The organism is Ruegeria sp. EL01 (assembly GCF_900313035.1).
GTDB lineage: Bacteria > Pseudomonadota > Alphaproteobacteria > Rhodobacterales > Rhodobacteraceae > Ruegeria.
The window spans coordinates 40,092-53,658 of the sequence record NZ_OMPS01000004.1 but is presented as its reverse complement, the minus strand read 5'-3'; the positions used below and the strand labels follow the sequence as shown (position 1 = coordinate 53,658).

10 protein-coding genes are annotated in these 13,567 nt (G+C 59.2%); 6 read left to right on the top strand and 4 right to left on the bottom strand.

The window, feature by feature from the left end; all coding sequences use genetic code 11:
* The gene (gene hisS, locus D9K61_RS03420; protein ID WP_120631853.1) at positions 1-1,488 is read right to left on the bottom strand and encodes a histidine--tRNA ligase; all 1,488 of its coding nucleotides are present in this window, start codon (positions 1,486-1,488) and stop codon (positions 1-3) included.
* A 157-nt stretch (positions 1,489-1,645) separates the two neighbouring features.
* Between hisS and D9K61_RS03415 the strand changes: the two genes are divergently transcribed.
* Positions 1,646-1,840: a SlyX family protein gene (locus D9K61_RS03415; protein ID WP_120632087.1), complete on the top strand. Its 195-nt coding sequence runs from the start codon at positions 1,646-1,648 to the stop codon at positions 1,838-1,840.
* A 111-nt stretch (positions 1,841-1,951) separates the two neighbouring features.
* Positions 1,952-2,710, top strand: coding sequence for an SDR family NAD(P)-dependent oxidoreductase (locus tag D9K61_RS03410; RefSeq protein WP_120631852.1), 759 nt, complete (start codon positions 1,952-1,954; stop codon positions 2,708-2,710).
* A 43-nt stretch (positions 2,711-2,753) separates the two neighbouring features.
* Here D9K61_RS03410 and D9K61_RS03405 read toward each other — a convergent pair whose 3' ends face one another.
* The 3 genes from D9K61_RS03405 to dnaE all read right to left on the bottom strand — a co-directional run bounded on the left by D9K61_RS03405 (position 2,754) and on the right by dnaE (position 6,965).
* Positions 2,754-3,116, bottom strand: coding sequence for a hypothetical protein (locus tag D9K61_RS03405; RefSeq protein WP_254055664.1), 363 nt, complete (start codon positions 3,114-3,116; stop codon positions 2,754-2,756).
* 11 nt (positions 3,117-3,127) lie between these two features.
* Positions 3,128-3,346 carry a glycine zipper 2TM domain-containing protein gene (locus D9K61_RS03400; protein WP_120631850.1) on the bottom strand — a complete coding sequence of 73 codons (219 nt, stop codon included), beginning with the start codon at positions 3,344-3,346 and terminating at the stop codon, positions 3,128-3,130.
* Positions 3,347-3,437: 91 nt separating this feature from the next.
* Positions 3,438-6,965, bottom strand: coding sequence for a DNA polymerase III subunit alpha (gene dnaE, locus D9K61_RS03395; RefSeq protein ID WP_120631849.1), 3,528 nt, complete (start codon positions 6,963-6,965; stop codon positions 3,438-3,440).
* 344 nt (positions 6,966-7,309) lie between these two features.
* Here dnaE and xdhA point away from each other — a divergent pair, with 344 nt between their 5' ends.
* The 4 genes from xdhA to D9K61_RS03375 are packed head-to-tail and all read left to right on the top strand — an operon-like array spanning position 7,310 to position 13,519.
* The gene (xdhA, locus tag D9K61_RS03390) at positions 7,310-8,671 is read left to right on the top strand and encodes a xanthine dehydrogenase small subunit (protein WP_120631848.1); all 1,362 of its coding nucleotides are present in this window, start codon (positions 7,310-7,312) and stop codon (positions 8,669-8,671) included.
* Positions 8,668-11,070 carry a xanthine dehydrogenase molybdopterin binding subunit gene (gene xdhB, locus D9K61_RS03385; protein WP_120631847.1) on the top strand — a complete coding sequence of 801 codons (2,403 nt, stop codon included), beginning with the start codon at positions 8,668-8,670 and terminating at the stop codon, positions 11,068-11,070. The genes xdhA and xdhB overlap by 4 nt, the downstream gene beginning before the upstream one ends.
* Complete coding sequence (gene xdhC, locus D9K61_RS03380; RefSeq protein ID WP_120631846.1) at positions 11,070-12,005, top strand: xanthine dehydrogenase accessory protein XdhC; 936 nt, start codon at positions 11,070-11,072, stop codon at positions 12,003-12,005. Before xdhB ends, xdhC begins: the two co-directional genes overlap by 1 nt.
* Positions 12,002-13,519: an ABC transporter ATP-binding protein gene (locus D9K61_RS03375; RefSeq protein WP_120631845.1), complete on the top strand. Its 1,518-nt coding sequence runs from the start codon at positions 12,002-12,004 to the stop codon at positions 13,517-13,519. The genes xdhC and D9K61_RS03375 overlap by 4 nt, the downstream gene beginning before the upstream one ends.
* The last annotated feature ends 48 nt before the right edge of the window (positions 13,520-13,567 follow it).

Sequence of the window (13,567 nt, the reverse complement as noted above, 5' to 3'; positions counted from 1 at the left end):
TCAGTCCTGACTGTCCAGAATTTCACGCACCTTGGCGACCAGATCACCACGCGGCACTTCGAACTGGCTGGGGCGTTCTTTCCATTCCTCCAGCGTTGCGCTTTCGGCGATCTTGGCACCCAGGATCAAATCCTTGATCTGCACGATGCCACCCGCCTTTTCGTCACCACCTTCGATCACAGCGATCGAAGAATTGCGCTTGTCCGCATATTTCAGCTGATTGCCAAAGTTCTTGGGATTTCCCAGGTAGACTTCGGCCCGAACGCCAGCATTGCGCAGCTCAGCCACCATTGCCTGATAGTCTGCCATACGGTCACGATCCATGACGGTCACGACAACAGGTCCAGTGGCTTGGGCACTGATCCGACCCTTTTCGCGTAGGGCGGCCAATAGCCGATCAACTCCGATAGAAATACCAGTTGCCGGGACTTCTTGCCCGGTAAAGCGTTTCACAAGATCATCGTAGCGACCACCACCGGCAACGGACCCGAATTGACGCTTACGGTCTTTTTCGTCGAAAATCTCAAAAGTCAGTTCGGCTTCGTAGACGGGGCCGGTGTAGTAGCCGAGGCCGCGCACAACCGATGGATCGATCTCGATACGATCCGTGCCATACCCCCCCGCATCCAGCAGCGCGCCGATCTGTTCCAGTTCGTCGATCCCATCTGCGCCAATCTTGCTATCACCAACAGCGGCCCGTAGATTGGCCAGCGTTCCGGCTGTAACCGCAGCTTTGGACGTCAGAAACGCAATCACCGGCTCGGCCTGATCATCGCTGAGGCCGACACCGTCGATAAACGCGCCTGACGCATCCAGTCGACCCTTGGTCAGCAACTCGCGCACCCCGGCTTTTCCGACCTTGTCGAACTTGTCGATGGTGCGCAGTACGGCGTCCCGCGTAGCGACATCGTCGCCCAGCCCCATCGCCTCAAGCACGCCGTTCAGAACTTTACGGTTGTTCACCCGCACCAAATAGTCACCACGGGGGATACCCACGGTCTCCAGCGTGTCCGACAACATCGCGCAAATCTCGGCATCCGCGGCCATCGAGGCCGTGCCCACCGTATCCGCATCGCATTGATAAAACTGACGATACCGCCCCGGTCCGGGTTTTTCGTTGCGCCAGACGACCCCCATCGCATAGCGGCGATAGGGTGTGGGCAAATCGTTACGGTGCTGCGCGTAAACACGCGCCAATGGCGCGGTCAGGTCATAGCGCAGGGCCATCCAGTCGCCCTTGTCATTCTCGTCAACTTCCTGCCACGCAAAGACGCCCTCGTTCGGGCGATCTACATCGGGCAGAAACTTGCCCAGCGCCTCGACCGTCTCAACCGCGCTGCTTTCAAGCGCGTCAAAGCCGTAGCGGTGATAGACGTCCGCAATGGCCCGCAGCATCTCGGTGCGCTGCGTGACTTCCTGGCCGAAATAGTCGCGGAACCCTTTCGGCGTGATGGCCTTGGGGCGGGGCTGTTTCTTGGGCTTGGCCATTTGGGGCGTCCTTGGGAGTTAGTCGTTCCGCGCGCGGTCTATCCCATGGCCGGGATCGGGGCAAGCCAACGCTCTGCCACTCAGCGCGGTTTCACTGGTCATGCGCCTGCCGGACCGCTATGAGCGAAGCAGAGACAAGCCCCCACAGGAACCCGATATGCAGCATCTGGAAGAACAGATCGCCCATCTGACCCGTATAGTTGAAGACCTAAACGCGGTTGTCACCCGGCAACAGGACGAGATTGATAACCTGACCCGCCGGGTTGAGATGCTGGTAAGACGCGAAGGGGAGCGGGCTCAGGAAGGAACAGGCGGTATCGTCTTGGGGGACGAACGCCCACCGCATTATTGAAGATGCGGTGAATGTGTGCAGTTGTACAACACTCAGAGAGCGGGTGTTGCGACCCGTACAACATCCTGAACGATGCAAGCGACCCCAAAGGGCGGTAGGCGGAGATAGCAAATGACCCAAAAACTGGCGCTTGTGACCGGAGCTGCCCGTGGCATCGGTTTGGCCACCACGAAACTGTTTCTACAACACGGCTGGCAGGTCGCAATGGTGGACCGGGACGCGGATGAATTAAAGCTGGCAGCTGAGGGGCTGGACGGTGCACGTCCGTTTTTCCACGACATCTCAGATCCGGAGCAAGTATCCGAAATGGCCGCGGCAGTCCTCACCACCTTCGGGCGGATCGACGCGGTTGTGAACAATGCGGGCGTGGCGGATTTTGGTCCTATCGAAGAGGCGGAGTTCGCGACCTGGCGACGGGTTATGGAAACCAATCTCGACGGTGTTTTTCTAGTCAGTCAGGCGGCTGTGCCCGCACTGAAGGAAAGCAAAGGCGCAATCGTCAATATCGCCTCAATCTCGGGGCTGCGGGCCAGCACATTGCGGGTGGCATATGGCACATCAAAGGCAGGGGTTATCCACCTGACGAAACAGCAGGCAGCGGAACTGGGTGAATATGGTGTCCGCGCCAACTGTGTCTGTCCCGGTCCGGTCCGCACCAAGCTGGCGATGGCGGTGCACACGCCCGAGATCATCGCCGCCTATCACGATGCCATCCCTTTGAACCGCTATGGGTCAGAACAAGAGATCGCCGAGGTGATCTGCTTTCTGTGTTCGGATAAGGCCAGCTATGTGACCGGACAAGTGATCGCATCCGATGGCGGGTTTGACAGCACCGGCGTCGGGCTGCCTGCGCTTCGTCAGGATGGCTAGCCGGTCACGAAGCTAAGCCGCAACAGACCTAGCGATAAGCTCATCACAATCCCAGCGTTGATTTCACCGCATTGTCAACAACACCGGCCAGCAGTGCGTCTTTGTCATCCGCACACCCATCGCGCAGTGCTGCCACAAATGCCTGATACAGCTTGGCTTTATCCTCGTCAGAGGCCGCGTGGTCATTGATATCGATCTGGCGATTATAGACCGACACTGCGGTCAGCTTTCCCACGACGGCATAGATAAAGGCTTCGTCCCCATCTGCCTCTTCTACGACCGAGGCACAGGTATGGTACATCACAGGCAGCGCATCCTGAACCATTTGTTCGGCAGCTTCATCAGCAGTGGCCACGCTCGGCAGTGCCGCACAAACGCTTACCAATACGGCTTTTAAGGGGGTCATCCGCATCGCATTCACTTCCAGTTGTGTCCGATAAATGCACCGGCCACACCACCAATGGCGGCGCCTTTGCCGTCTCCGATCAGTGCACCAACCCCCGCGCCGATCAGCGCGCCTTCGATCGTATTCTTCTTCTTTTTGTTATCGGCAAGTCCCGCCGATGCTGAGACCAGCACCAGCGACGCAGCCGTGGCCAAAGTGAGTGTTCTGAAACCGGTACCCGCAATTTTCATCTGGGTGCTCTCCTATGATCTGACCTTCGAATACACATTCTGAATTCAGCCTAGCGAGGCCTGGACTATCTGGCAACAAAGCCGTGGCCGGTCAGATCTCCTCGACTGACATCACGCCTTCCAGCGATTTCAGCGCGCCTTTGATCTGTGGGTTGATGGGGAAATCCTGCCCCAGTTCCAGTTCAACATCGCCGGGCAACCCCGGATCCAGCAGACAAAGCTGGATCGGGCCTTTGGCCGCGCTGCGTGCGGCGCTGGCGGCGTCTTCCAACACTTTGGCGAGCGTTGGCACTGCCTGGGCCTGATCCACAAAAATCCGAAGACCGGTGGCACCGGCGTCGGCCACAACCGAATCGACTGGCCCGACAGAGCGCCCCAGTAGCTTGAGCTGATCAGCCTCCATCGTCGCTTCGGCGGTCAGCACAACCTGCGCGCCGGTTTCCAGAAACTCGCGCGATTTTTCCAAGGTCTCGGAGAACAGCGTAACCTCGTAAGCACCGCTTGGGTCGGACAATTGCGCAAAGGCGAAACGGTTGCCACGGGCGGACTTCCGTTCCTGTCGCCCGGCCACAACACCCGCCATCTTGGCAATGAACGCACCGCCACGGGCTTTTTCTGTCACCTGATCCAGCGTCAGAACCTGTTTGCGCTTGAGCGCAGGCATGTAGTCATCCAGCGGATGGCCGGACAGATAAAACCCAATCGCCTTGAACTCTTCACTGAGGCGTTCGGCAGGCAACCAATCCGGGGTTGGTGCCAGGCGCGGTTCAGGTAAATCATCCCCTGCCTCACCAAATAGCGACACTTGGTTGGAGTTCTTCTGTTCGTGAATCGCGGCGGAATATTGCACCAACTGTTCGAGGCTGTCGAAAACCCGACGGCGGTTCTTGTCGAGCTCGTCAAAGGCCCCTGCCCGCGCCAGCATCTCAAGCGGACGTTTTCCGACCTTCTTCAGATCAAGGCGTCGGGCGAAATCGAACAGGTTGACGAAAGGCTTGTCAGCAGCATCGCTCTGCGCGCCTCCGGCTCGACGCCCTTCCACCACAAGGTTCATCGCCTCGACGCCAACGTTCTTGAGGGCGCCCAGCGCATAGACAAGGTGTCCCTCGGCCACATCAAAGGAGGCGTGAGATCGGTTCACGCAAGGCGGTACATAAGGCAGTTCCAGCCCCTTGCGGACTTCCTCGAAGTAGACCGCAAGCTTGTCAGTCAGGTGGATATCGCAGTTCATGACACCCGCCATAAACTCGACCGGGTGGTTGGCTTTCAGCCAACCTGTTTGATAACTGACGACGGCATAGGCGGCGGCATGGGATTTGTTGAAGCCGTAATTGGCGAACTTGTCCAACAGGTTCCAGACCTCGGTCGCCTTGGCTTCGTCCACGTCGTTCTCGCCGGCGCCCCGGAGGAATTTGGGCCGTTCGGCGTCCATCGCCTCCTGGATTTTCTTACCCATGGCGCGGCGCAGCAAATCCGCACCGCCGAGGCTATAGCCCGCCATCTCCTGAGCGATCTGCATCACCTGTTCCTGGTAGACGATGATGCCTTGGGTCTCGTCCAAAATATGGTCGATAGACGGGTGCAGCGTGTCCCGTTCGCTCAGCCCGTTTTTGACCTCGCAGAACTTGGGAATGTTCTCCATCGGGCCGGGACGGTAGAGCGCGACGAGGGCGATGATATCTTCGATACAGTCCGGCTTCATCCGCTTGAGCGCGTCCATCATGCCGCTGGATTCCACCTGGAACACCGCCACCGTTTTGGCCGCCGAATAGAGTTTATACGTCGCCTCATCATCCAACGGGATGGCGTTGATCTGGTTTTTGGCCCCGTCCGCAGGTTCATAAAGTTCAGTGCCATCAGCAGCGATGTGCAGATCGCGCCCGGATTTGAAAATCAGGTCCATGGCGTTCTGGATCACCGTCAGGGTTTTCAGGCCCAGAAAGTCGAATTTGACCAGACCGGCCTGTTCCACCCATTTCATATTGAACTGGGTTGCGGGCATATCGGATCGCGGATCTTGGTACAGCGGCACCAGCGCGTCCAACGGACGATCCCCGATCACCACACCCGCCGCGTGGGTCGAGGCATTCCGCAACAACCCTTCAACCTGCTGACCGTAGGTCAGCAGCCGGTCGACGACCTCTTCGTTGCGGGCTTCTTCGCGCAGGCGGGGTTCGTCTTTCAGGGCTTTTTCGATGGAAACGGGCTTTACGCCTTCGACCGGGATCATCTTGGACAGGCGGTCCACTTGGCCATATGGCATTTGCAGAACCCGCCCGATGTCACGCACGGCTGCCTTCGACAGTAGCGCGCCGAAGGTGATGATCTGCCCCACCTTGTCACGCCCGTATTTCTGCTGCACGTAGCGGATCACCTCTTCCCGGCGATCCATACAGAAATCGATGTCGAAGTCGGGCATCGAGACACGCTCGGGGTTCAGGAACCGTTCGAACAGGAGCGAATAGCGCAGGGGGTCAAGGTCGGTGATTGTCAGCGCATAGGCCACCAGAGAACCCGCGCCTGAGCCCCGCCCCGGACCAACCGGAATGTCCTGATCCTTGGACCACTGGATAAAGTCGGCAACGATCAGAAAATAGCCCGGGAAACCCATCCCCTCGATGATATCAAGCTCAAAATCCAGCCGTTCCTGATATTCCTTGGGCGTCACCGCGTGCGGGATCACGGCAAGGCGTTTTTGCAAACCTTCATTGGCGATGCGGCGCAGCTCGGCGACCTCATCATCTGCGAACTTCGGCAGGATCGGATCGCGACGATAGGCCATGAAAGCGCAACGTTTGGCGATCTCGACCGTGTTCTCGATGGCTTCAGGTAGGTCCGCAAACAACGTGACCATTTCCTGCTGCGACTTAAAGTAATGCTGTGCGGTCAGGCGACGGCGACCGGCCTGCTGGTCCACATAGGCGCCTTCAGAAATACAAATCAGCGCGTCATGCGCCTCATACATATCCGAGGTCGGGAAATAGACGTCATTGGTGGCCACCAGCGGCAGGTTCTTGGCATAGGCCATCTCGACATGGCCGCGTTCTGTCAGACGCTCGGCCTCGGGCTGACCATCTTCGCCTGGGTGGCGTTGCAGTTCAACGTACAGGCGGTTGGGAAATATCGACGCCAACCGATCCATCAAGGCATCGGCCGCTGGGCGCTGGCCTTGTTGCAGCAATCGCCCGACCGGACCGTCCGGACCGCCGGACAGGCAGATCAGACCATCCGAACGTTCGGCCAGTTCCTCCAACGTGACCTGCGGCAGCTGCCCGCCCTTATCCACGTACAGGCACGAACTGAGTTTCATCAGGTTCTCATACCCAACCTCGGACTGGGCCAGCAGCACCAACGGCGCGGGGATCTTAGGCTTTTCACCGGGTTGCGCCTGCACGTAAGTCAAATCGACCTGACATCCCATGATTGGCTGGACACCCGCATCACTTGCGGTCACCGAGAACTCCAGCGCCGAGAACATGGAGTTGGTGTCGGTCACCGCGACGGCGGGCATGTCCATCTTCTCGCACAGACCCGGCAGCTTTTTCAGCCGCACGGCGCCTTCCAGCAAAGAGTATTCGGTGTGAACGCGGAGGTGAATGAATCGAGGAGAGCTGCTCATATCCCGCAGGCTATCGCAGCCGGCGGTCGTGCAAAAGCAAGAACAGCACCTTGGACCTGTCTAAAACGCAACCGCTGATTATTCGGCTTTTTCAGAAGGTGTTTCGGGTGATGATACCGACCCAGTGCGAAAAACACTTTAGTTACAATCCACTGAACGGTACACTAACCCGACTAGACATTGCCGTCTGTATACAATGGTGCATTAAATAGGCAGTTTTTCTTGCCAGATCACTTACGCTGTTTCTAACATCTAACGGCAAGCTACCAGCCCGCCGCTCTTTCTACGTCGCATCGAAGGAGGGCACCGAGGGGCGCAACCGGGTAACGCGACGGGTTTCACGAATGAACATCACGTTTCTTCTGAACGGAGAGACAGTGGAGCTGGCGGATGTTGATCCGACAGCGACCCTGCTGGACTGGCTGCGCGAGGATCGCGGCCTAACCGGCACCAAGGAAGGTTGCAACGAAGGCGATTGCGGGGCCTGCACCATCATGGTGACGGACGAAGACGGCGCCAAGGCGCTGAATTCCTGCATTCTGTTCCTACCTCAGCTGCATGGAAAGGCTGTGCGTACAGTAGAAGGTGCCAGCAGCCCAAACGGCGAGACACACCCTGTTCAACAGGCGATGATAGACCTGCACGGATCTCAATGCGGTTTCTGCACCCCGGGTTTTGTCATGTCGATGGTGGCCGGTCACACCACTGGGGCAACAGATCACGACACCCAACTTGCGGGCAACCTGTGCCGCTGCACGGGTTACGCGCCGATCATCCGCGCCGCGCAAGCGGTCGAGGATCAGCCCGTCCCGGTTTGGGTCAAGGACAAACCGGTCGCATTGCCATCATCGTCCCCGATGTTGCCAATGTCCTCGGACGACCTGGCCAAGGTTTACGCCGACCACCCGAATGCCACTTTGGTCGCCGGTGCGACCGATGTGGGCCTGTGGGTCACTAAGCAGCTTCGCGATCTGGATCCGGTGATTTTCCTGAATGGCTGTGATGACCTGAAAGACATCACCGTCACCGACAACGAAATCCGGTTCGGAGCCATGGTCGACATGAACCAGATGGGTGAAGCGCTTGCTGATCTGCATCCGTCCTACGCCGAGATGATCCGCCGCTATGCCAGTGTTCAGGTGCGCCACGCAGCAACTGTCGGTGGTAATATCGCAAACGGCTCCCCCATCGGGGACAACCCGCCAGCGCTGATCGCGCTGAAGGCTACTCTGCATCTACGCAAAGGCGACGCGCGGCGATCGATCCCGTTGGAGAGCTTCTTCATTGACTACGGCAAGCAAGACCGCGCAACCGGCGAATTTGTCGAAGCCGTCAGCTTTCCGCGTCAAGCGGACCGGTTGAAATGCTACAAACTTAGCAAACGGTTCGATCAGGATATCTCGGCCGTGTGCGGATGTTTCAACATTTCAGTCGCGGACGGTGTCGTCGCTGAGGCACGTATCGCCTTTGGCGGCATGGCCGGCGTCCCCAAACGGGCTGCAAATGTTGAGGCTGCGCTGCTCGGAAACCCATGGTCGCACGAGACCATTCAACCCGCCAAGCTGGCCTTTGCCGATGATTTTGCCCCGATGACGGACATGCGCGCCTCGGCACGCTATCGGCTTGAAACGGCTAAGGCACTGCTTGAGCGCTATTTCCTTGAGGATCAGGGCGAAGCGACCAACGTGTTGGAGGTATCGGCATGAGCGTAACCAAACCCCTCCCTCACGATGCCGCGCCGCTGCATGTGTCTGGCGCCGCCCGCTATGTGGATGACATCCCGACGCCCAAAGGGTCACTGCATCTGGCCTTTGGCCTGAGCCCGATTGCCAAGGGTACAATCACCGCAATGGATCTGTCGGCTGTGAAGGCGGCCGAGGGGGTCGTGATGGTGATGACGGCCGAAGACCTGCCGTTTACAAATGACGTCTCGCCCTCGATCCATGATGAACCGCTGCTGTCCGACGGTACGGTTCGCTACATCGGCCAGCCTGTTTTCCTTGTGGTCGCCACCAGCCATCTGGCCGCGCGCAAGGCCGCAAGATTGGGAAAGATCGACTATGCCGAAGAGACGCCGATCTTGACGGTGGAAGAGGCTTTGGCCGCCGACAGTCGGTTCGAAGACGGCCCGCGCATCTACGCCAAGGGTGATGCGGATGCCGCCATTTCAGCCTCGACCCATGTGATCGAGGGCACGTTCGAGATCGGCGGTCAGGAGCATTTCTATCTGGAAGGTCAGGCGGCGCTGGCGGTGCCGAATGAGGGCGGAGATATGCTGGTGCATAGTTCAACCCAGCACCCGACGGAAATTCAGCACAAAGTTGCGGATGCGTTGGGCGTTCCCATGCACGCCGTCCGTGTCGAGACCCGCCGCATGGGCGGAGGCTTTGGCGGTAAGGAAAGCCAGGGCAATGCTCTGGCTGTGTCCTGTGCGATTGCAGCGCGTGCGACAGGCAAAGCCTGCAAGATGCGCTATGATCGGGATGACGACATGATCATCACGGGCAAGCGCCATGCGTTCCGCATTTCGTACCGCGCCGGATTTGACGAACATGGGCATGTTCAGGGTGTTTCATTCCTGCACTATGCGATCTGTGGCTGGGCTCAAGATCTGTCCTTGCCCGTCGCGGATCGCGCCATGCTGCATTCCGACAATGCCTATTTACTGCCCAGTGCGCGGATCGAGAGTCACCGGCTGAAGACCAACACCCAATCCGCCACGGCTTATCGTGGGTTCGGCGGCCCGCAGGGCATGGTCGGCATCGAACGCGTCATGGACCACGCAGCTTTTGAGCTGGGGATGGACCCGGTCGAGCTGCGGCAACGGAACTATTATGAACCTGCGCGCGCGGTTGCAGACATTGCCGCAACAACAAATCCGCTGGGCCATCCCGGTCCACACGAAGATCTGACCAGCCGCGGCGCGGTTGAGATGGGCAGCGCCCCTGTACGCCCTGTACCCGAAGGCGGCAACTCGACGCCCTACGGCATGGAAGTCAGCGACTTTGAATTGCATGGCATGACGTCCGCCCTGCTGGCCTCCAGCGACTACGCGGCGCGTAAAACAACCATCGCGCAATGGAATGCCCAGAATTCCGTGATCAAGAAGGGCATTGCCTTCTCTCCGGTCAAGTTCGGTATCTCCTTCACGCTGACGCATTTGAACCAGGCGGGTGCGCTGGTGCATGTCTATCAGGATGGCTCGGTCCATCTGAACCATGGCGGCACCGAAATGGGGCAAGGACTGTTCCAGAAAGTAGCGCAGGTTGCGGCGGCGCGTTTTGGTATCCCGCTGGAAATGGTGAAGATCACCGCAACCGATACGGCCAAGGTCCCAAATACCTCGGCCACGGCGGCATCGTCCGGCAGTGACCTGAACGGGATGGCGGTCAAAGCCGCGTGTGACACGATCCGGGACCGCATGGCGGACTACCTGGCCGAACGGCATCAAGCCGATCCGTCAAGCGTTCGTTTCACCGACGGCCATGTGGAAGTTGGTGGGGAACGCTACAGCTTTGCCGAAGCAGCGGCGCTCGCCTATCAGGGGCGGGTCAGCTTGTCCGCAACCGGGTTTTACAAAACCCCCGGGATCGAATGGGACCGCATCAAGGGACACGGTCGGCCGTTCTTTTACTTCGCTTACGGAGCCTCGGTCACAGAGGTTGCGGTGGATACGCTGACCGGCGAAAACCGCATCCTGCGCACGGATATCCTGCATGACGCGGGCGCGTCGCTGAACCCGGCGTTGGATATAGGGCAGATCGAAGGTGGTTACGTGCAGGGCGCGGGTTGGCTGACGACGGAGGAACTGATCTGGGACGACAAGGGCAATCTGCGCACCCACGCGCCGTCGACCTACAAGATACCGGCCTGCTCTGACCGGCCCGATGTGTTCAACGTGGCGCTCTGGGATGCCGAAAACCGAGAGGACACGATCTATCGGTCCAAGGCAGTGGGTGAGCCGCCGTTCATGTTGGGCATTTCGGCCTGGTTGGCGCTGTCGAATGCGGTAGCGGCCTGCGGCACTCGCTATCCAGCGCTGGATGCCCCGGCCACGGCTGAACACGTCTGGCATGGCGTCCAAAGGGTAAGGGGAGATACCTGATGGGATTTGATCGGGAGGCTTTGAGGGAGGCGGTCATTAACCACGGCACAGTGGTCCGCGTTGTGATTGCCGGGATCAAGGGATCGTCCCCCCGCGAGGTCGGGGCGGCGATGCTTGTATGGAAGACAGGTCAAATCGGCACGATCGGCGGAGGCACCCTGGAGTTTCAGGCCACCGAGGCGGCGCGATCGCAAATCGCACTTTCCCGCCTAACGCAGCATGCGCTTGGGCCAGACATGGGGCAATGTTGCGGTGGGGCAGTGACGTTGCTTAGCGAGAGCTATGACCTAGCAACTGTGGACAGCTTGAACGACGCGATTGTTGCCCGGCCGGTGTCTGGTGGTGAGATGCCATTGTCGGTGAAGCGCATGCTGGCAAAGGCGCGTGGACAGGGTGCGCAGCCAGACCCGCAACTCATCGACGGCTGGATGGTGGAGCCGGTGCATAAGCCAACCCGTCATCTTTGGATCTGGGGCGCTGGCCACGTAGGCCGCGCCTTGGTTGATGTTCTGTCGCCCCTCCCCGATCTAACGATCACATGGGTTGACACCGGACCGGAGCGATTTCCCGAAATGGTGCCCGCGAGCGTAACCACTTTGCCAGCGGCGAAGCCCGCCGAGCTAGTTCGTCACGCTCCGCGCGATGCCGAGCACCTTGTGCTGACTTATTCACACAATCTGGATCTGGAACTGTGCAACAGGCTGCTTTTGCACGATTTCCGCTTTGCGGGCCTGATTGGGTCGGCTACGAAATGGGCGCGGTTTCGGTCGCGATTGGCGGCCCTTGGGCATTCGCCCGAGCGGATCGGACGGATCACCTGCCCGATTGGCGACCCATCACTGGGCAAGCACCCGCAGATGATCGCAGTTGGTGTCGCGGCGCAGATCCTGAGCCCGGCCCGGCAGAACGAACTGAAGAAGGACCTGAGCGCGTGACCACTCCACTTCTGAGCCTGCAAGGGCTGACCAAAGCCTACCCCGGTGTCGTGGCCAATGATCAGGTGTCCTTTGACATCGGTGAAGGAGAGGTTCACGCCTTGCTGGGCGAAAACGGCGCGGGTAAATCCACGCTTGTGAAGATGATCTACGGCTTGGTGAAACCCGACAGCGGCACAATGTTGCTGCGAGGTCAGTCGTTTACACCATCCGAGCCCCGCGCAGCGCGCGCTGATGGGATCGCGATGGTGTTCCAGCATTTCTCGCTGTTTGACGCGCTGAACGTGGCCGAGAACATAGCGTTGGGGATGGAGAACCCACCAGCGATGGGGGATCTGGCCTCGCGTATCCGGGAGGTATCCGAGACCTATGGCCTGCCGCTGGACCCGTTTCGAACTGTTGGGGACCTGTCTGCCGGCGAGCGGCAGCGGGTTGAGATCATTCGCTGCCTGCTGCAAGATCCAAAGCTGCTGATCATGGACGAACCAACCTCGGTTCTGACACCGCAAGAGGTTGGGATTTTGTTCGAGACTTTGAACAAGCTGCGGTCCGAGGGGACCTCGATCCTGTATATCTCGCACAAGTTGGAAGAGATCAGGACGCTGTGCGACCACGCCACGATCCTGCGTTTAGGCAAGAACGTGGGCGAATGCGTTCCGTCCGAGACGTCGGCGCGGGATATGGCCGAGATGATGGTCGGCTCGACCTTGCAGACACCAGAGCGCAGCGGGCGTGAGTTCGGTGATGTCGCACTGGACGTCAGCGGCTTGTCGGTGCCGTCGCCCTCTGAATTTGGCACCGCATTGCGTAATGTGCATATGACGGTGCGCAAAGGTGAGGTTCTGGGTATCGGTGGCGTTGCCGGAAACGGCCAGGACGAATTGCTGGGCGTGCTGTCCGGTGAAATCCTGACGACCGCAGATGCCATCAAATTCAACGGTCAGCCCATTGGCAAGCTTGGCCCCACCGCGCGGCGCAAGCTGGGTGTGCTGACAGCGCCTGAGGAACGGTTGGGACACGCGGCGGCGCCTGACATGAGCCTGACCGAGAACGCATTGCTGACCGGATCGGTCCGCGAGGGGCTGGAAAACAACGGGTTTCTGAAATGGGCCGAGACCCAAAGCTTTGCCGAGAAAATCATCAAAGTATTCGACGTTCGCACACCCGGCCCCGAGAACGCGGCGCGGTCCTTATCGGGCGGCAACCTGCAGAAATTCGTCATCGGACGGGAGGTTTTGCAAGATCCCGACGTGCTGGTGGTGAACCAGCCGACCTGGGGCGTGGATGCGGCGGCTGCGGCCGCGATCCGGCAGGCCATTCTGGATCTGGCCGCCAAAGGCACGGCGGTTGTTTGTATCAGTCAGGACCTGGATGAGCTGATGGAAATCTCAGACAGCTTTGCAGCGTTGAATGAAGGGCGGTTAAGCGCACCGCGCGAGACGACTGGTCTGACCGTGGAAGAGATTGGCCTGATGATGGGCGGCGCACATGGCATGGAGGTGGCCCATGTGTGACCTGCGGGATCGCCTTCGGCGAGAGTATTTACAAAAAGATGAAGAACG